This window comes from Acinetobacter amyesii, from assembly GCF_002018365.1.
Lineage (GTDB): Bacteria > Pseudomonadota > Gammaproteobacteria > Pseudomonadales > Moraxellaceae > Acinetobacter > Acinetobacter amyesii.
In genome coordinates this window covers 266,506-284,903 of record NZ_MVKX01000002.1, presented here as the reverse complement: position 1 = coordinate 284,903, position 18,398 = coordinate 266,506, and the positions used below count along the sequence as shown (strand labels likewise).

Genomic DNA, 18,398 nt, shown 5'->3' with positions numbered 1-18,398 from the left:
AATTTTTACCTTAACTTGCTATACTTAAAACTTCATTTCAAGCTAAAGAACCGTCATGGGTAGTGGTTGTTGTCACTCAGCACACATCAAAATATTAGAAAGAACGCCATTAAAAGCGTTTGCGCATGTCCAATGCATTTCATCTTCAAATCAGCATGATCTACGTGTGAATAACATTCAGGAGATACAACCATGATCTTTGAATGGATGTCTGATCCTTCTGCATGGGTGGGTTTATTGACACTGGTGGTGCTTGAGATTGTTTTAGGTATCGATAACCTGGTTTTTATTGCGATTCTTGCGGAAAAATTACCGCCGGAACAGCGTAATACCGCACGGATTGTCGGCTTATTGCTTGCACTGTGTATGCGATTGGTCTTACTGGCCTCAATTGCATGGGTGGTGACTCTAACCAATCCACTGTTCCATATTTTCGACCACCCATTTTCCGGTCGAGACCTAATCTTACTGTTTGGTGGGGTGTTCTTGCTGTTTAAAGGCACCATGGAACTGCGTGAACGTCTTGAAAACAAGCCGATGCTCAAGGAAGAAAATCCTGTGCATGCGACGTTTTGGATGGTGATTGTGCAGATTGTGGTGCTCGATGCCGTATTCTCGCTGGATAGCGTGATTACCGCTGTCGGGATGGTGAAACACCTGTCGGTCATGATGATTGCGGTCATTATTGCTGTCGGCATTATGCTGTGGGCGTCTAAGCCACTGATGAACTTCGTGAACCGCCATCCAACGGTGGTGATTCTGTGCCTATGCTTCTTGATGATGATCGGTTTCTCGCTCTTAGTCGAAGGCTTTGGTTTCCATATTCCAAAAGGCTACTTATACGCAGCCATTGGTTTCTCCGTCCTGATTGAGTTCTTGAACCAAACCATGCGTCATAATCAGGAAAAAATGGTCACAACCACAGACTTACGTTATCGCACTGCTTCAGCAGTGATGCGTATGCTCGGTGGGAAAAATGTTGCAGACAATCAAAATGAAAATGAAGATGTGCTTGCAACACGTGCCTTTGCCGATGAAGTCTTTGATGAAGACAACGGGGTTTACCATAGTGTCATGGTACAAGGGGTACTGGGTTTATCTGAACGTCCTGTGAAGTCGGTGATGACACCTCGTCCTGAACTGGAATGGATTGACTTAGACGAAGCGCCTGAGGCGATTCGTGCTCAATTACTCAGTACCACGCATTCACGTTTGATTGTGGCTCATGGCGAGTTGGACAACATTGCGGGTGCGGTACTGACTCATAAAGTCATGAATGACTATATTGAAACGGGTGTACTCGATTTTAAAAAGCATCTCCGTGAGCCTGTGGTGGTGCATGAAAATGCACAAGTTTTGATGGTGATGGAACAGCTACGTCAAGCGCCGTTGCAAATGGCCTTGGTGTTAAACGAATACGGTTCAATTGAAGGGATTGCAACACCGATCGATGTCTTAGAAGCGATTGCAGGTGAGTTCCCCGATGAAGATGAACCTGAGACGGCAGCAGAAAGTCTCGATGATGGTTCATTGTTACTCGATGGCTCAACCGACATTCGTCATGTGTCTTTATTGTTGGGTCGTGATTTGGTGGATGATGCCGAACAGTATTCGACACTGTCTGGATATATCTTATTCCATTTGGGTCGTTTACCGGCCAATGGTGAAAAATTCAAAGCGGATGAACACATTTTTGAAGTGGTCACGATGGATGGTCATAAGATTGAAAAAGTGCATGTCATTCCCATGCCAACTGAAGATTAAGCGGATACCAAGAGAACATTCAGCTTAATCTATGTAGATCAGTATGGATTCACATGCTGCTGATGAAAATTGTGTGGAAAGATCCGTTAAAATAGCCTGCATTGTCAGGCTATTTTTATGGAAACAAACATGTCACAAGTCCAATGTCCATGTGGCAAAGGTGAGTATGCCAACTGTTGTCAGCCCTTACATGCGGGCCGTGAAAATGCACAGACTGCAGAGCAGTTGATGCGTTCACGTTATAGTGCTTTTGCACAGCATGAGATTGATTATATTGTACAAACAACTGCGCTTGGACAGCAGCAAGCCTTGGATGTGAGTGCCATTGCAGCGTGGAGTCAGGCCAATCAGTGGTTAAAGCTCGAGGTGGTACAAGCCCAAGAAAAACTCGATAAAAACCATGCTCAAGTTGAATTTAAAGCCCATTATCACGATGGGCAGCAAGCGCAGGTACATCATGAAATTTCACACTTTGTGAAGTTCGAGCAGCGCTGGTATTTCCTTGATCCGACCACAGAGATGCAAATCACCATGAAGCAACCATGTATTTGTGGTTCTGGACGAAAATTTAAACAATGTTGTGCGCAATTTTTATAACATTTGAGCAGATTTAGCTTAGAATAGCGCGCATCTCAACCCTCAGTGGAAGAAGGGCGATGTTACTTACCGTTATTTATATTATCGCAATCACGGCAGAAGCAATGACAGGTGCATTGTCTGCGGGTCGGCGGAGTATGGACTGGTTTGGGGTAACATTGATTGCCTGTGTCACGGCACTGGGGGGCGGTTCGGTTCGTGATGTGCTACTTGGGCACTATCCACTGACATGGGTTAAGCATCCCGAATATCTCATGCTGACCTGCTTTGCTGCATTTGTCACCATCCTGATTGCAAAGTGGATGCGTCATCTTCGTAATATCTTCTTGGTTCTCGATGCCCTTGGTCTCATTGGTTTTACCATTATTGGCTGTCAAATCGCTTTAGAAATGGGACATGGTTTTGTCGTTTCTGCGGTAGCAGGGGTGTTAACTGGGGTCTCTGGCGGTATTCTACGAGATATTCTATGTAACGATGTGCCGCTGGTGTTCCGTCGTGAACTTTATGCCAGTATTTCTTTTGTGTCCGTGATTTGTTATTGGCTCTGTATTGAGATTGGCTTATCGCTAGAATTGACCGTCATTGCGACGCTCATTTTCGGTTTCACCTTACGTCTGATCGCCATTTACTTTGGCTTAGAAATGCCTAAATTTATTTATAAAGATGATGATGATCAGTCAGTATCTTCAAAAGATTTGTCGTAACCGCGTTGCTATAACATGACATTAAAATGCTAAAAAGACGGATCAATGGTCGGTCTTTTGCATGGATCTATACTAAAAAACGCAAAATCATACATCCTGTTGGGAAAGCAGTGTTCATCCTTCCACCAGTTCAGAGATCTTGTTATGGACTTAGTCTCACGTATACAACGCTTACCCATCGGTAAGTTTCACTACACTTTACTTTGGGTTATTGGCCTTGGCTGGATGTTTGATGCCATGGATACGGGGCTCATTTCCTTCATCTTAGCGAAAATGGCTGAAGATTGGGCCATGACGCCAAATGATAAAAGTTGGGTGGTCTCGATTGGTTTTGTTGGGATGGCGATTGGTGCGGTGTTTTCTGGTGGACTAGCAGACCGCTTCGGCCGAAAAACAGTGTTTGCATGGACATTGGTGATTTATAGCTTAGCCACCGCTGCATGTGCGTTTGCACCTAATCTAACTTGGTTGTTGGTATTTCGTTTTATTGTCGGCTTAGGTTTAGGGGGGCAACTCCCAGTCGCGGTGACTTTGGTCAGTGAATATATTCCAGCGCATGTACGAGGACGTTTTATTGTCTTACTAGAAAGTTTTTGGGGACTGGGCTGGTTGGTTGCGGCGTTAGTATCACGCTTTATTATTCCTGATTTTGGTTGGCATGCGGCGTTCCTGATAGGCGGAATCCCTGCGTTATATGCGATCGTGATTTGGAAAATGGTGCCTGAATCGGTGCCTTATTTGATTAACCGTGGACGTTTTGATGAAGCACATGCATTGGTGAAAAAGATTGAAGCCAAATGTGGTGTAGAAGTTGTTGAAATCTTTGAAGTCAAACCGGTTGCAGAAAAGCACAATATCAGTTTTTCACAGTTGTGGTCAGGGATTTTTGCACGTCGTACTTTAATGCTGTGGCTCATTTGGTTCGGTATCGTCTTTTCTTATTACGGTATTTTTACATGGTTACCAAGCTTATTGGTCAAAGAAGGCTACACCATTGTTCAATCCTTTGAATATGTTTTGGTCATGATTTTGGCACAATTACCGGGTTATATTGCAGCTGCATGGTTGGTCGAAAAATTAGGTCGTAAAGCTACGTTGGCGGGCTTCATTGGGATGTGTGCCATTTCGGCATATTTCTTCGGTCAGTCTGGCAGTGTGACAGAGATTGTGATTTGGGGCTGTTTAATGTCCTTCTTTAATCTCGGTGCTTGGGGCGTACTTTATACCTATACACCAGAACAATATCCGGCCAATATTCGTGCCTTTGGTTCGGGCTGGGCGGGTGCCATTGGTCGGATCGGGGGCATTGCCGCGCCTTTTGCTGTGACACATATGATGGATATGGATCATGGTTTTAGCTATGTCTTTATGATGTTTACAGCAGTCTTAATTGCCGTTGCCGTGGTGATTTTGGTTTTAGGTGAGGAAACCAAAGGCAAAACTTTAGAATCCATTGGTCTATAGAGACTGTTGAATTTTTAGTTGATCATGGTGAATAAAATGGATATTTTTACGCCATAAGACACAATTTGTCGCAGAGTGTTAGATCATCCCCTTGTATAGGGGACACCTGCGACATAGCATAAGAACCCAATAAAGAACGAACAATTTAGGATTACAGGTTGTTATGACAAGCCTTGCGCATCATGCGACAGAAAACCGTTCCGTAGCAGAATTTACCGAACAAGCATATCTCAACTACGCCATGTACGTGATTATGGATCGTGCATTGCCACATATCAGTGATGGTCTAAAACCCGTTCAGCGTCGTATCGTCTATGCGATGAGCGAGCTTGGGTTAAAGCCAACGGGTAAGCCAAAAAAATCTGCACGTACGGTTGGTGATGTACTGGGTAAATACCATCCTCATGGTGACTCAGCTTGTTATGAAGCCATGGTCCTCATGGCGCAGCCGTTTAGTTATCGCTATCCATTTATTGAAGGTCAGGGAAACTGGGGTTCACCAGATGATCCGAAATCCTTCGCAGCGATGCGTTATACCGAAGCGAAATTGTCTGCGTATAGTGATTTATTACTGTCAGAGTTAGGACAAGGAACCTGTGATTGGCAGGATAACTTTGATGGTTCGATGAAAGAGCCGGTGAATTTACCTGCACGTGTTCCAAATATTTTACTCAACGGCACAACGGGTATTGCAGTGGGTATGGCAACCGATATTCCACCGCACAACTTACGTGAAGTGGTGAAGGGTACCATCGCCTTAATTCGCAATCCTAATTTAACCGATGAAAAAGTCGCAGAATATATTCCTGCACCTGATTTGCCGACACGTGCGGAAATTATTACTTCTCCAGAAGAATTACTTAAAATTCAAACCACGGGTCGCGGTAGTTATCGAACTCGTGCGGTGTACAGCATTGAGAAAAATGAAATCGTGATTACGGAGTTACCGTATCAGGTTTCAGGTTCGAAAGTGATCACGCAGATTGCAGATCAAATGCAGGCGAAGAAGTTGCCATTGGTCACGGACTTACGTGATGAGTCAGATCATAAAAACCCAACACGTTTAGTGATCGTCCTGCGCTCAAACCGTATTGATGCTGAATCGGTGATGAGTCATCTATTTGCAACCACCGATCTAGAGTCGAGCTATCGTGTCAATATGAACATGATTGGCGCCGATGGTCGTCCGCAAGTGAAATCGATCCGCCGTATTTTGTTGGAATGGATTGAAATCCGTAAAAATACCGTAACACGTCGTTTGACTTATCATCTGAATAAAATTGAAAAACGGTTACATATACTTGCAGGCTTGATCATTGCTTATCTGAATATTGATGAAGTGATTCGTATTATTCGTGAAGAAGATCAGCCTAAACCGGTGTTGATGACGCATTTTAATATCGATGAAATTCAAGCCGAAGCGATTTTAGAACTCAAGTTACGTCATTTGGCAAAACTTGAAGAAATGGAAATGCGCCGCGAACAAGAAGAATTGGAAGCCAAAGCTGCCATTATTCGTGAACAATTGGCGAATCCTGAATCATTAAAAGCATTGATCATTAATGAACTTAAAGAAGATGCGAAGAAATTTGGTGATGACCGCCGTTCTCCAATTGTGAAACGTGCAGAAGCCCATGCGATTAATGAACAAGATATGCTTCCTGCAGATCCTGTAACTGTGGTGTTGTCTGAAGCGGGTTGGATTCGCTCGGCGAAAGGTCATGAAGTCGATGCTGAGAACTTAAATTTCCGTGCAGGTGACCAATATCTCAGCCATGCCCAAGGTAAATCGAATCAACGTGTGTATGTATTAGATGATGCCGGTCGAAGCTATGCTTTGGGCATCAATACCTTGCCATCCGCGCGTGGTTTAGGTGAGCCTCTGAGTTCTAAACTTGCACCTGCAAGTGGTGTCGGCTTTAAACAAGTGTTTATTGCCGAAGATGAAACAGAAGTCTTGGCGATGAGTAGTAAAGGCTATGGCTTTAAAACCCAAGCCAAAAACCTCGATACCAATGCAAAAGCAGGTAAAGCCTTCCTTACCTTATCTGAAGGCGCGGCGGTCATGAATTTAACGGCGATTGAGAATGCAACACATCTTGCACTCCTCAGTTCTGCGGGTCGTTTGCTGTTGGTTGAACTTGATGAATTACCAGTATTGAATAAGGGTAAAGGTAATAAATTGATACAACTTGAGGCAAAAGATCAAATTGTATCCATGACAACTTTGAATTTAGATGAAATAATTCAAGTGCTTGCAGGAAATCAACAATTAAAGCTTAAAGGCGACGATCTGCAAAAATATGTGGGTAAACGTGCATCGAAAGGCGTGTTGTTACCACGTGGATATCAAAAAGCAAATAAACTGTTCATTCAAAGATAATACTAGCATCCATGGAACGAAATACGTTATATATGCTGTTATTCGTGAAATGGATGCAATATTAAGCACAAACAAGTTAAATAATGACCGCTTAATATTGAAAAAAAACAGTTGGATTATTAAGGATTACGACAGGAGAATTGGGCGTTATGGAAAAGATTTGGTTCGCTGAATACCAAAAGACAGGGATTCCAGAAACTGTAGAATTACCCGCAGAAAATACCTCATTGGTCGATATTTTTGAGCGTAATTTTCAGAAGTTTGGCTCAAGAGATGCCTTTATCTTCATGGATAAAGTCTTAACTTTTAAAGAACTTGATGAAGCAAGCCGTAAATTTGCAACCTATTTGCAAAGTTTAGGTTTGGCACAAGGTTCACGCGTTGCAGTTATGATGCCTAACGTTCTTCAATATCCTGTTGTTGCATTAGGTGTATTCCGTGCTGGACTGGTATTGGTCAACGTGAATCCATTGTATACCTCTCGTGAGCTTGAACATCAATTAAATGACTCTGGTTCAGAGGCATTGGTTATCATTGAAAACTTTGCATCTGTTTACCAAGCGATTATTGGTAAAACCCCAGTAAAACATGTGATCGTGGCATCTGTGGGTGACATGCTCGGTACACTGAAAGGTACATTGGTTAACTTTGTATTACGTTCAGTGCGTAAACAAATTCCAGCTTGGAACATTCCAGGTCATATTCGCTTTAATGCAGCAATGTCTAAAGTGAGTGCAAACAATTACAAACGTCCAAACTTAACTCTAAGTGATACTGCAGTACTTCAATATACTGGTGGTACAACTGGCGTATCTAAAGGCGCAGAATTGACACATCGTAACCTTGTGTCAAACATGTTGCAGTGTGATGGTATTTTCCAAAGTAAATTTGGTCAGCAAGATGGTCAGCCAGATGATCGTATCTTCTGTGCATTACCGCTGTATCACATCTTTGCATTTATGGTGTGTGCACTTTACGGTATGTACAAAGGTCAGGCGAACGTATTGATTCCTAACCCGCGCGATTTACCTGCGGTAATGAAAGAATTACGTAAATACCAACCTTCATTCTTCCCAGCAGTGAACACTTTGTTTAATGCTTTGGTGAACAATGAAGAGTTCAAGCAACTTGACCACAGCAAGCTAAAAATGGCGATGGGTGGTGGTATGGCAGTACTTCCTTCGACTGCAGAAGCGTGGAAGAAAGTTACCGGTACCAATATTATCGAAGGTTATGGTTTATCAGAAACTTCACCTGTTGCAACCGCAAACCCTCCAGCATCAATGGAATTCAGCGGTACGATTGGTATTCCATTGCCACTGACTGAAGTTGCTATTTTAGATGATGATGGCAATGAAGTTGCTCAAGGTGAGCAAGGTGAAATTTCGATTCGTGGTCCTCAAGTCATGAAAGGCTATTGGAACCGTCCAGATGAAACTGCCAAAGTAATGACGGCGGACGGCTTCTTCCGTACTGGTGACATTGGTGTCATGGATCCACGCGGCTATGTGAAGATTGTAGACCGTAAAAAAGACATGATTTTGGTGTCTGGTTTCAACGTTTATCCTTCTGAAATTGAAGAAGTTGTTGCAAAACATCCAAAAGTGCTAGAAGTTGCTGCGATTGGTGTTCCTGATGAAAAATCAGGTGAAGTACCTAAATTATTCGTTGTGAAAAAAGATCCATCTTTAACGACTGAAGAAGTTTTGGCATTCGCAAAAGAAAACTTAACTGGCTATAAACGCCCACGTTATGTTGAATTTATGGATGAATTGCCAAAATCGAACGTCGGTAAAATTCTACGTAAAGATTTGCGTAAAACCGCATAATACGTTGCATAAAAAAAGCGCCTTCGGGCGCTTTTTTATCGCTTTAAATTTAGCTCATTAAAGCTTACCTTTATTCATCGACCAGCGATCAAAGTAGCGACGTCCTACACCAAAAACACCTAAGAAAATAAACATCGCGCCGAACTGACGACTAAAGCCGGATTGGTTATAGCTGCCATAGGTTAAAATATTGTCGACTAAACAATATAGTGCAATGACAATGACCCAATGCCAAAGGGGAAGTTGCTTGATGGAAACTGCATAGAATGCAATCCACATGATGACAAAGCTGAAAACAGTCGACCAGACATTTAAGTTGGCGCAGATCACAGCAAGTAAAAATGCAGTCACTGGAATGACGATTTTTAAGACACGATCGACGCGAAGCTGATGGCGTTTTTGCTCTTCAAGAACTTCAAATAATTGATCTTGATCAGAAGTGCTCATAGAGGATCCTTTCATCTGCCGATTATAAAAACACTATATTTAACAAAAATTATTCACGAAATGCCATGGTATTATAGCAGCCATAAAATCTTCCTGAGAAAAAACACATGCACAGCATCAGTGGGATCATCTATCTCATTTTGGCCGCTTGTTTACTGCCATATGTATTTACATTTATTGCGAAGCGAGCTGCAGGTTTTAAGTCGAGTGATAATCAAAATCCACGTGAAGTTTTAGCGCGCTCTACAGGATTGGCGAGCCGTGCACATGCAGTGCAGCAAAATAGTTTTGAAAGTTTACCTTTATTTATTGCGGCTATTTTAATGGCCGAATATATGGTGATTCATCAGCAATACATCATGACCTTTGGGATTGCCTATCTCGTTTTACGCGTTATTTATGGGCTATGTTATTTAGCCAATTGGGCAACTTTACGTTCAATTATTTGGACCTTGTCGATGTTATGCCCAATTTGTCTGATGTTATTGGTCATTAAATTAAGCTAAATGTTCTGCTTGATGATTAAATTATCAGCATGATCGCTAAAATCACAAAAAAAGCGATAAAACCGTTATAATTGTGCCGGATTAAAAGATTTAACTTTGTTTAAAGAGTGATGCTATGAGCTACAGCAATATCCCAGCGGGTAAAGATGCACCAAACGACATCTATGTCATTATTGAAATTCCTGCAAATGCAGCACCAATCAAATACGAAATCGATAAAGATTCTGATGCGTTATTTGTAGACCGTTTCATGGGTACTGCAATGTTCTACCCAGCGAACTATGGTTATGTTCCAAATACATTATCTTTGGATGGTGACCCACTAGACGTACTTGTGGTAACTCCACATCCAGTAGAACCAGGTTCTGTAATTCGTTGCCGTCCTGTTGGTAAATTGAACATGGAAGATGACGGTGGTGTTGACGCAAAACTCGTTGCGGTTCCACACGACAAATTGACTCCGCTTTATAAAGATGTTCAAGAATATACCGATCTTCCTGCATTATTGATCAATCAAATTGAACATTTCTTCCAACATTACAAAGACTTAGAGCCTGGTAAATGGGTTAAGTTAAGTGGTTGGGAAGGTGCAGATGTTGCGAAACAAGAAGTACTTAGCTCAATTGAAGCTTACAAAGCTGCAAACAAATAATATTGTTTTAAGCTGAGCATCGTTGTTATATGAAAACGATGCTCATAAAAAAAACCTGCACAGTGTGCAGGTTTTTTTTCGCTATCTTAGAGTAGCTGCGAAATTAAAATAATTTCACAGGGATGTCTAAGAATACGCGTAATTCATTGGTGTCAGCCATATATACGTCATTGTATGCTTGGTCTGCACGGTAGTGTGAATAACGTAAACGAAGGCTGGCATCTTTAGCAAAACCTGATTGAACAGTATATTTCACTTGGTTAAAGAATTCGCTTTCTTTAGCATCGTCTGATGTCTCTACACCATTTTTAATAGTTTTGATATCCCAACCGTATACATAAGCAGTCGTCCAATTTAAACCTGGCACGCCGTAATCAGCAAAGTTTAAGTTGTATTGAACTTGTGCCGATTTCTCATGGTTACCAATAAAGTCAGAAAGGTAAGAGTTGGCTACATAAATAGATTGCGCACCGTCAGCATTGCTACCATAGTCATAACCTGTATTACCTGTGTTTTGTTGGTAAGCCAGCATGACTGAGTGAGCGCCTTGATTTAATGTACCTGCCAATGACCATAGATTGTTGCTTCGGCCATCTACATTTGTATCACCAAGTGATGAAGAATAGGTTGAAGCTGCTTTGTCCCATTCTGTGTGATAACCACTAAAGTCTAAATTTAAAGAGCGTTTTTCAGCTAACGGAATAGTGTAATTAGCATTAATGTAATGACGATCCAACGCATTTTTGCTATCTAAGCCATAGTAAGATGCATTAAGTTGGTCGTTAAACTTATATTTTGCACCCCAAACCACAGCACGATCTAGATCGTTACCGTCAGAATTAATTTGGTCTGAATATTGGTTTTTAGTGAATTTACCAGCAATAACTTCTAGATTTTCAATTTCATGACTTGTCGCTAAAACGCCTGTGAAGTATTCAGGTACCATACGTGCTGTATTAGATGCAAGCACTGGAATATCAAGAACTTGGGTACCGTATTCAACAGTAGTATTTGATACTCGAGCTTTAACACTTGCGCCACCACGTGCCCAGTGATCATACGCTGAGCCGTCGTTATGTTGTGGAATCATGCCATTACCAGCATGTTTATTTTCACCGATTTTAAATGAACCATCGCCTACAACATTGGCACCAAAGCCAACAACACCTTGAGTGAAGCCTGACTCTAATTTCACAATTGCTGATTGCGCAAAAGAACTTGTATCGTCACCGCGATTTACATCTTGTTTATCGCGTTTGATGTAACCTGTACGGAACAATACAGAGCCTTCGGCATCTTCCACAAAGCCTTTAGATTCGCTTTGTTCGCTAGCAAAAGCAGTAGAAATAAGAGCAGCGTTTACTAATACTGCAAGTGTTAGTTGTTGAGCTTTAAGCATTGGGAGAGAGCCTCATGCAAATTTGGTTAATATGTAGTGCGATTGTATATTTTTTCTTAAAAAAATCACTATTTTTAATGCGCTTATTACACTAAAGTTAGAAAACATTCAGATCATCGGTCAATCTGTAATAAGCAAATGTTTCGTATGTTATTGTTGTTTAACAAATAGTTTATTTAAATTGAATATATATTAATCTAAAGAGAAGTTTATTCATTGCTTATCATAAAAAAATATAAAAAATGGTAAAAACTTTCATTTAACTTGCTGATTTATCATCACTCTTCGCGACAAATTGTGCTGAATCTAAATTCGTATTTTGATCAAAAAGTATAAAAACTGCTGAGGTGCATGGCATCAATGTTCAGGCACACTAAGCACCGTTGGCGTGTTTTTTATAAATAGAGAATGACTTTTAGCGAAGTCGTCAGAAATGTTTTCCTTAAATTCTAGCTCAATAAAAGATGATATTAATCGTGATAAATACATATAAATGAATGCATTAAATCATTGTTAAAGACTAGAACAAGATAAAAGATATTTTATGAATCAAAAGCTTAGTTTTTACTGTTTTATATAATCTTAGCTTTGTTTTTAAATGATTTAATTGATCAAAATAAGAAAAAAGGGGCTATACAGTGCGGTAAAATCGATTAAAATCGGCGCTAAATTTTACTCAACCCAATCCACGATCGATCCGATGTGGGGACTAAACATGATTCAATTTTATAAAAAAGCAATTTTAAGTATTTTAGTGACCCTAGGTACAGTCCCTGCATTTGCAGAACAAACTGAACAAACTGAACAAACCACAACTGCACAAGGGAATTGGTCTGGAAGTTTGGGCGTGGTAAACAAATATGTGTACCGTGCGAGTGAAGAAAATGATCAAGCTGCATTACAAGCCGGACTTGAATATGCACACAACAGTGGGCTGTTCGCGGGCTATTGGGGTTCTACACTCAACTATGACCCTACGGACGACAGTCAGTCACATGGTTTTGAACATGATTTCTATGTTGGATATGGACGTGAACTGAATGAAGATTGGAGCTATAAGTCACAAGTGATGGCCTATGTCTATCAAGGTGGCGGTTCAGTTTATAACGATGACCGCTCTGAAAAGCGTCGCACAACGGGCGTCGAATTTATTCAGGACATAAGTTATAAAGATTTAACTGCAAGCATGGCTGTATTGTTGTCTGATGTTAATTATGGCAACGCAGGTGATGTATATCTGAATGCTACTTATAGCTATGCATTACCTTATGATGTTTCATTAAATTCATCGCTTGGTGTTTCTGTTTTTAATGACAGTCGTGATGACAGCCTATTAACAACTACAGAAGATGTGGTGTTCACTGAAGCACGTTTAGGCTTGAGTAAACCGATTGCAGATACTGGGTTTGAAATTGCTGCTGATTATGTATGGGGCGGTAAAGATCGTGAAGGCGAGCAATTAGACGATAACGTTGTGGTTGGATTGACCTATTCTTTCTAACATTAACGAGTTGATCGTATTCGGTCATATTCTTGAAAGTGCATAATGGTGATTGTGCACTTTTTTTATGCATTTTTGAGATCGGTGTTGAAAAAATATACTCAAAAAAGCGCATTTTTAAAATCCTGTTACAACTATCAACCCGAAGATTTAAATAATCTGAATCGTTAACAATCTGCATTCTAAAAAAAAATTTAGAGAAAAAAGGTTAAATAGGATAATTAAAAAATAATAAATAAAAACAGTAATATATTGGTTTTTGATAAGCCAAAATGGTGGCTTTTATAAAAAAAATATGCGCTTATTTTTAAACATGGCACAGCGCTTGCTAATACCTCATTGAGTTCAACGAAATAACCAAAAAATACGTCGTCGCACGATGTGGGGGAACAAACCATGAAATTTGCACTTAAAGCTTTATCAATCGCTGTACTAGGAGCAGCATCGACGTTTACTTTTGCTGAAGCACCTGCTTCTGAGCATTCTGTATCCGGAAATATCGGCGTACTGTCTAGCTATAATTTACGTGGTATTACCAATGTGCCTGAAAATAGCGGCGCAACTATTCAAGGTGGTTTGGACTATAGCCATGCGTCAGGCTTCTATGCAGGTTACTGGGGTTCAACTTTAGATTATGCACTTTGTGAAGAAGGGCGTGATTCTTTTGAACATGACTTTTATGCGGGTTATAACGGCAAAATTACTGAAGATTTAGGTTATACCGTCGGTGGTACGTATTATTACTACTATGAATCGGATGTTGATTCCGATGGTTTCGAAACACTCTTAGGATTGAACTACAAAGACTTTAGCGTAACTGCGCAAACCTTAACGCAAAATACGACTTGGGGTAACAAGGGTGATACGTATATCTTAGGTAGCTATAGCTATGCATTGCCAAAAGATTTCACCCTAAATACTTCATTGGGCCTATATGCATATGGTGATGATGACGAATTTGTAGAAACCACTGAAGACTTTGGCTTCCGTCATTTTACAGCGGGCTTAAGCCATCCATTGGGTGACACCGGTGCGAGCGTAAATATGGATTATATCGTGGGTGGTTATGACCGTCTGGATGAAAAACAAAAGAATAAAGTCGTATTTGGCTTGAAATACGAATTTTAATGTTAAAAAGCATTAAAAATGGCGACCTAGGGTCGCCATTTTTTTAAGCATTGAGTTGGCTTCGATAGGACAGTGCTTCAGAAACGTGTTGAGCTTGAATGTGTTCACTTTGAGCCAAGTCAGCAATGGTTCTGGCCACACGTAATACCCGATGATAAGCACGCGCCGATAAATTCATTCGTTGCTGGGCTAACTGTAAAATATTCTGCGCAGTAGCATCCAAAACCGCTTGTTGCTCCAATTGCGTCGGCGTGAGTGCCATATTGGATTTTTGCTGACGCTCTATTTGTAACGCATAAGCTTGAATGACACGTTGCCTAACCGTACTTGAGCTTTCAACCTCTTGCGAACTTTGTAATTCATGTGCTGCTAGTGGCGGGACATCTATATGTAAGTCAATACGATCTAATAATGGACCTGAAATACGGTTTTGATAGCGTTTAATACTTTCAGCACTACATTGACAGCGGCTGTCTTGATTAAAGGCATAGCCACATGGGCAAGGATTCATTGCCGCGATCAATTGAAAATTTGCGGGGAAGGTGATTTGACGAGAAGCCCGTGAAATCACAATTTCTTTGGATTCGAGTGGTTGCCGTAATACCTCCAACACCTTTCGATCAAATTCAGGCAGCTCATCTAAAAATAAAACCCCTAAATGTGCCAAGGTGATTTCACCCGGCTTAGGATTTGATCCGCCACCGACGAGGGCGATCGCAGATGCAGTATGGTGCGGCGCACGAAATGGACGCTGCCCAAAATGATGATTTGCACCTGCAATGGAATAAATACTCGCGACTTGCAAATTTTCTTGCATATCTAAGGGCGGAAGAATGCTGGCCAAACGTGAGGCGAGTAGGGTTTTCCCTGTGCCCGGAGGGCCACGAAATAGTAGGGAATGACCGCCTGCAGCAGCAATTTCTAAAGCACGACGTGGTCTGAGTTGGCCTTTCACATCAGATAAATCAAAGGGGTAACTGTGTTGATTGGCTGCCGATGTCGAAGGATGGCTGCTGATTAAGGCTGAACGGCTTAAATGTTCACACACATCCTTAAGATGCTGCGCAGGAAAGACTTGGAACTCCGGCAGTTGCGCCGCTTCATCGGCATTGAGTGCCGGTAGAATCAGATGATGCCCGATATGCTGACAGGCAATGGCTATACTTAAGATGCCACTGACAGGTCGTAAATAACCATCAAGTGCCAATTCTCCAATAAATTCAAAGCCATCTGCTGCATTTTCAGGAAGTTGTCCCGACGCGATCAGAATCCCTAAAGCAATGGCCAGATCTAAACGTGAACCATCTTTGGGTAAATCTGCGGGTGCAAGATTAATGGTCAGACGTTTGGTTGGGAACTGAAAGCCACTATTAATAATTGCGGAGCGGACACGGTCTTTACTTTCACGGACGGCAGCCTCAGGTAAGCCCACAATGGTCAATGAAGGCAGGCCTTGGCTGACATGAACTTCAACTTCAATTTGGGGTGCATTTAAGCCGAGCAAACCCCGAGTATAGATTTTGGCAAAAGACATATTATTGTTCCGTTATGGTGCATTATTTTTAATCGTTATGCGTCTTTTGTTGCACTAAAAAGGTGCTTATTTTTTGTTCTGAATTTTTTGTTCGAGTTCTTCGACGTGTTTTAGTAATTCATTTAAACGTAAATTGGCATTATTCAGTGCAGTACGTTGGCGTTCGATTTCTTCTTTCGACACGAGATCCATTTTGCTCACAGCTTCGTTAAGTAAGCTACGCAGGTTATGTTCGACGTCTTTTTTCGGCTGATCGATTTGTTCTAATATCGCTTGTAATAAGGTTTCAATCATTGTTTTGACCATCCTCAGTGAATTGGTGGCAGCAGTTTAACATTGCCACATTCATGACCATAGTGCTTTCATTTAAATATGCGTTTAATCGATCAGTAAAATCGTAATTCTTCTAGTAAAAACGTCTATTTTTATAAGCATACGCAAGATTATCCGTATAAAATAGGTTATAAAGAAATCTCATGCTGGGCTGACTATTTTCCCCCCGACTGTAGTCATATTGGCATGAAAATTGAACATAAAACCTTACAGGTGAAATAAGCCGAAGGAAAACAAAACATGAAGCTCGTAACTGCAATTGTAAAACCTTTTAAATTAGATGACGTGCGTGAAGCACTCTCTGAAAATGGTGTTCAAGGGATCACTGTCACTGAAGTTAAAGGCTTCGGTCGCCAGAAAGGTCACACTGAACTTTATCGTGGTGCTGAATATGTGGTTGATTTCTTACCAAAAGTAAAAATCGAAATCGCAATCAGTGATGAAATGGTCGATACCGTAATTGAATCAATTACTCGTGTTGCAAGCACAGGAAAAATTGGCGACGGTAAAATTTTTGTAAGCAATCTGGAACAAGTCATCCGTATCCGTACTGGTGAAACAGGTGCAGATGCCGTTTAAAAAATTGGCATGAAGTTTGCTGAGTAGCTAATAACTCAGAAAATCAGGTCGGGGGATACGAATGAAAAAGATGCTAATTGCACTCGGCTTGTCCAGTGCACTTTTAGGTGGTTCTGTTGCGTGGGCTGAAGAAAGCGCAACAGCACCTACAGAAGAAGTCACAGTAGTTGATACTGCAAATACAACAACGCTAAATACAACAGAAGCTGCAGTTCCAGTTGAAGCAGCGCCAGCACCTGCAGAAGAAGAGCCTAAGCTCGATACAGGTGATACAGCATGGATTTTAGTGTCCACTGCACTTGTTTTACTCATGACAATTCCCGGTTTAGCATTATTTTACGGCGGTATGGTCCGTAAGAAAAATGTACTCAGCACCATGGCACACAGTTTCGTTGCGGCAGGTGTCGTGAGCTTAACGTGGGTGATTGTGGGTTATACTTTAGCTTTTGGTGAAGGTAATGCCTTTATCGGTAGCTTAGACAAATTTATGTTGTCGGGCATCACCACAGAAGCCTTGTCTGGTACGATTCCAGAGATTCTTTTTGTTATTTTCCAAATGACATTTGCCATCATTACCGTTGCCATTATTAGCGGCTCGATTGCAGAACGTATGAAATTCGGTGCTTTCGTTGCGTTCATCGCAATTTGGAGCGTCGTGGTTTATGCACCAATTACCCACTGGGTATGGGGCGGTGGTTGGTTAGGTAATGACGGTGCGCTTGATTTTGCGGGTGGTACGGTTGTTCACATCAACTCAGGTGTTGCGGGTCTCGTTGCAGCGTACATGCTTGGTAAACGTATGGGGCTTGGCCGTGAATCAATGGCGCCACATAACCTAACGTTAACCGTCATTGGTGCAAGCCTTGTATGGGTAGGTTGGTTCGGTTTCAACGGTGGTTCTGCACTGGGTGCAAATGGTTCCGCTGGTTATGCATTGGTGGTAACACAAGTTGCAGCAGCGGCAGCAGCAGTAGCATGGTTAATTACTGAAAAAGTGGTTCGTGGTAAAGCGTCTGTCTTGGGCGGTGCTTCTGGTGCGGTAGCAGGTCTTGTGGTGATTACACCTGCGGCAGGTTTCGTAACTGTTGGCGGCGCTTTAGCGATGGGTCTGATCGGTGGTGTGGTTTGCTTCTGGGGTATTACCGCGCTGAAACGTGCGTTGAAAGCGGATGACTCTTTGGATGCGTTTGGTCTACATGGTGTCGGTGGTATCGTCGGTGCGATCCTTACAGCATTCTTTGCTAGCGAATTCATCATGGGTGATAAAGCACCGAGCAACTTAATGCATCAATTATGGGTTCAAGTCGAAGGTGTACTAGCGACTATTGCTTACTCAGCAGTAATGACATTCATTATCTTGAAAGTGATTGATCTAGTGATTGGCATCCGTGTTGAAGCTGATGACGAACGTATGGGTCTAGACTTAAGTCAACATGGTGAACGTGTAGAATAATAAGATCACAGTAAATCAATATATTGTGTAAAACAGCCCGAAAGGGCTGTTTTTTTTCCATATCTAGCGTAAAGCTCTACAAATTTCAAAATTTTTGCTACACTCTAAATCCATTCGGATTTGTT

The 18,398-nt window shown here is 41.6% G+C and carries 16 protein-coding genes; 12 read left to right on the top strand and 4 right to left on the bottom strand.

The features are described from left to right. The first annotated feature begins 192 nt into the window (after nt 1-192). The 6 genes from B1202_RS04995 to B1202_RS04970 all read left to right on the top strand — a co-directional run bounded on the left by B1202_RS04995 (nt 193) and on the right by B1202_RS04970 (nt 8,741). A complete protein-coding gene (locus tag B1202_RS04995; RefSeq protein WP_078189477.1) occupies nt 193-1,764 on the top strand; it encodes a TerC family protein in 1,572 nt (523 codons plus the stop codon). 129 nt (nt 1,765-1,893) lie between these two features. Continuing rightward, on the top strand, nt 1,894-2,361 hold the full coding sequence (locus tag B1202_RS04990) for a YchJ family protein (protein ID WP_078189476.1): 468 nt from the start codon (nt 1,894-1,896) through the stop codon (nt 2,359-2,361). 59 nt (nt 2,362-2,420) lie between these two features. After that, the gene (locus tag B1202_RS04985; protein WP_078189475.1) at nt 2,421-3,065 is read left to right on the top strand and encodes a trimeric intracellular cation channel family protein; all 645 of its coding nucleotides are present in this window, start codon (nt 2,421-2,423) and stop codon (nt 3,063-3,065) included. A 144-nt stretch (nt 3,066-3,209) separates the two neighbouring features. Continuing rightward, nucleotides 3,210-4,529: an MFS transporter gene (locus B1202_RS04980; protein WP_078189474.1), complete on the top strand. Its 1,320-nt coding sequence runs from the start codon at nt 3,210-3,212 to the stop codon at nt 4,527-4,529. A 163-nt stretch (nt 4,530-4,692) separates the two neighbouring features. Continuing rightward, the gene (parC, locus tag B1202_RS04975; RefSeq protein ID WP_078189473.1) at nt 4,693-6,912 is read left to right on the top strand and encodes a DNA topoisomerase IV subunit A; all 2,220 of its coding nucleotides are present in this window, start codon (nt 4,693-4,695) and stop codon (nt 6,910-6,912) included. A 149-nt stretch (nt 6,913-7,061) separates the two neighbouring features. After that, nucleotides 7,062-8,741 (top strand): long-chain-fatty-acid--CoA ligase, encoded by a 1,680-nt coding sequence (locus B1202_RS04970; protein ID WP_078189472.1) that lies wholly within the window; start codon nt 7,062-7,064, stop codon nt 8,739-8,741. 57 nt (nt 8,742-8,798) lie between these two features. Here the strand turns inward: B1202_RS04970 and B1202_RS04965 are convergent, their stop codons facing one another. Continuing rightward, nucleotides 8,799-9,188, bottom strand: coding sequence for a hypothetical protein (locus B1202_RS04965; protein ID WP_078189471.1), 390 nt, complete (start codon nt 9,186-9,188; stop codon nt 8,799-8,801). Nucleotides 9,189-9,295: 107 nt separating this feature from the next. Here B1202_RS04965 and B1202_RS04960 point away from each other — a divergent pair, with 107 nt between their 5' ends. Both B1202_RS04960 and ppa read left to right on the top strand, forming a co-directional pair. Next, nucleotides 9,296-9,694, top strand: a complete 399-nt coding sequence (locus tag B1202_RS04960; RefSeq protein ID WP_078189470.1) for an MAPEG family protein — start codon at nt 9,296-9,298, stop codon at nt 9,692-9,694. Nucleotides 9,695-9,809: 115 nt separating this feature from the next. Beyond that, the gene (gene ppa, locus B1202_RS04955) at nt 9,810-10,346 is read left to right on the top strand and encodes an inorganic diphosphatase (protein WP_078189469.1); all 537 of its coding nucleotides are present in this window, start codon (nt 9,810-9,812) and stop codon (nt 10,344-10,346) included. A gap of 103 nt (nt 10,347-10,449) precedes the next feature. On the opposite strand, the gene B1202_RS04950 is transcribed toward ppa, so the two are convergent. After that, the gene (locus B1202_RS04950) at nt 10,450-11,745 is read right to left on the bottom strand and encodes an OprD family outer membrane porin (RefSeq protein WP_078189468.1); all 1,296 of its coding nucleotides are present in this window, start codon (nt 11,743-11,745) and stop codon (nt 10,450-10,452) included. A 715-nt stretch (nt 11,746-12,460) separates the two neighbouring features. On the opposite strand from B1202_RS04950, the gene B1202_RS04945 reads away from it, so the two are divergent. Together B1202_RS04945 and B1202_RS04940 are read left to right on the top strand one after the other, a co-directional pair. After that, entirely contained in the window at nt 12,461-13,246 is a 786-nt protein-coding gene (locus B1202_RS04945) for a TorF family putative porin (protein ID WP_078189467.1), read from the top strand. Between the two features lie 396 nt (nt 13,247-13,642). After that, nucleotides 13,643-14,374, top strand: a complete 732-nt coding sequence (locus B1202_RS04940; RefSeq protein ID WP_078189466.1) for a TorF family putative porin — start codon at nt 13,643-13,645, stop codon at nt 14,372-14,374. Between the two features lie 43 nt (nt 14,375-14,417). Here B1202_RS04940 and B1202_RS04935 read toward each other — a convergent pair whose 3' ends face one another. Together B1202_RS04935 and B1202_RS04930 are read right to left on the bottom strand one after the other, a co-directional pair. Continuing rightward, nucleotides 14,418-15,908: a YifB family Mg chelatase-like AAA ATPase gene (locus tag B1202_RS04935; protein ID WP_078189465.1), complete on the bottom strand. Its 1,491-nt coding sequence runs from the start codon at nt 15,906-15,908 to the stop codon at nt 14,418-14,420. A 66-nt stretch (nt 15,909-15,974) separates the two neighbouring features. Next, nucleotides 15,975-16,202 carry an accessory factor UbiK family protein gene (locus B1202_RS04930; protein WP_078189551.1) on the bottom strand — a complete coding sequence of 76 codons (228 nt, stop codon included), beginning with the start codon at nt 16,200-16,202 and terminating at the stop codon, nt 15,975-15,977. 279 nt (nt 16,203-16,481) lie between these two features. Between B1202_RS04930 and glnK the strand changes: the two genes are divergently transcribed. Beyond that, on the top strand, nt 16,482-16,820 hold the full coding sequence (gene glnK / locus B1202_RS04925; RefSeq protein WP_067763174.1) for a P-II family nitrogen regulator: 339 nt from the start codon (nt 16,482-16,484) through the stop codon (nt 16,818-16,820). Between the two features lie 61 nt (nt 16,821-16,881). After that, nucleotides 16,882-18,273: an ammonium transporter gene (locus tag B1202_RS04920; RefSeq protein ID WP_078189464.1), complete on the top strand. Its 1,392-nt coding sequence runs from the start codon at nt 16,882-16,884 to the stop codon at nt 18,271-18,273. Nucleotides 18,274-18,398 lie beyond the last annotated feature (125 nt).

What these genes read in the sequence shown, in the direction of transcription:
- B1202_RS04950 (WP_078189468.1), bottom strand. Translation starts at nt 11,745, where the DNA reads ATGCTTAAAGCTCAACAACTAACACTTGCAGTATTAGTAAACGCTGCT.
- glnK (WP_067763174.1), top strand. Translation starts at nt 16,482, where the DNA reads ATGAAGCTCGTAACTGCAATTGTAAAACCTTTTAAATTAGATGACGTG.
- B1202_RS04995 (WP_078189477.1), top strand. Translation starts at nt 193, where the DNA reads ATGATCTTTGAATGGATGTCTGATCCTTCTGCATGGGTGGGTTTATTG.
- B1202_RS04945 (WP_078189467.1), top strand. Translation starts at nt 12,461, where the DNA reads ATGATTCAATTTTATAAAAAAGCAATTTTAAGTATTTTAGTGACCCTA.
- B1202_RS04985 (WP_078189475.1), top strand. Translation starts at nt 2,421, where the DNA reads ATGTTACTTACCGTTATTTATATTATCGCAATCACGGCAGAAGCAATG.
- B1202_RS04990 (WP_078189476.1), top strand. Translation starts at nt 1,894, where the DNA reads ATGTCACAAGTCCAATGTCCATGTGGCAAAGGTGAGTATGCCAACTGT.
- B1202_RS04960 (WP_078189470.1), top strand. Translation starts at nt 9,296, where the DNA reads ATGCACAGCATCAGTGGGATCATCTATCTCATTTTGGCCGCTTGTTTA.
- B1202_RS04980 (WP_078189474.1), top strand. Translation starts at nt 3,210, where the DNA reads ATGGACTTAGTCTCACGTATACAACGCTTACCCATCGGTAAGTTTCAC.
- B1202_RS04965 (WP_078189471.1), bottom strand. Translation starts at nt 9,188, where the DNA reads ATGAGCACTTCTGATCAAGATCAATTATTTGAAGTTCTTGAAGAGCAA.
- B1202_RS04970 (WP_078189472.1), top strand. Translation starts at nt 7,062, where the DNA reads ATGGAAAAGATTTGGTTCGCTGAATACCAAAAGACAGGGATTCCAGAA.
- B1202_RS04935 (WP_078189465.1), bottom strand. Translation starts at nt 15,908, where the DNA reads ATGTCTTTTGCCAAAATCTATACTCGGGGTTTGCTCGGCTTAAATGCA.
- B1202_RS04940 (WP_078189466.1), top strand. Translation starts at nt 13,643, where the DNA reads ATGAAATTTGCACTTAAAGCTTTATCAATCGCTGTACTAGGAGCAGCA.
- B1202_RS04930 (WP_078189551.1), bottom strand. Translation starts at nt 16,202, where the DNA reads ATGATTGAAACCTTATTACAAGCGATATTAGAACAAATCGATCAGCCG.
- ppa (WP_078189469.1), top strand. Translation starts at nt 9,810, where the DNA reads ATGAGCTACAGCAATATCCCAGCGGGTAAAGATGCACCAAACGACATC.
- parC (WP_078189473.1), top strand. Translation starts at nt 4,693, where the DNA reads ATGACAAGCCTTGCGCATCATGCGACAGAAAACCGTTCCGTAGCAGAA.
- B1202_RS04920 (WP_078189464.1), top strand. Translation starts at nt 16,882, where the DNA reads ATGAAAAAGATGCTAATTGCACTCGGCTTGTCCAGTGCACTTTTAGGT.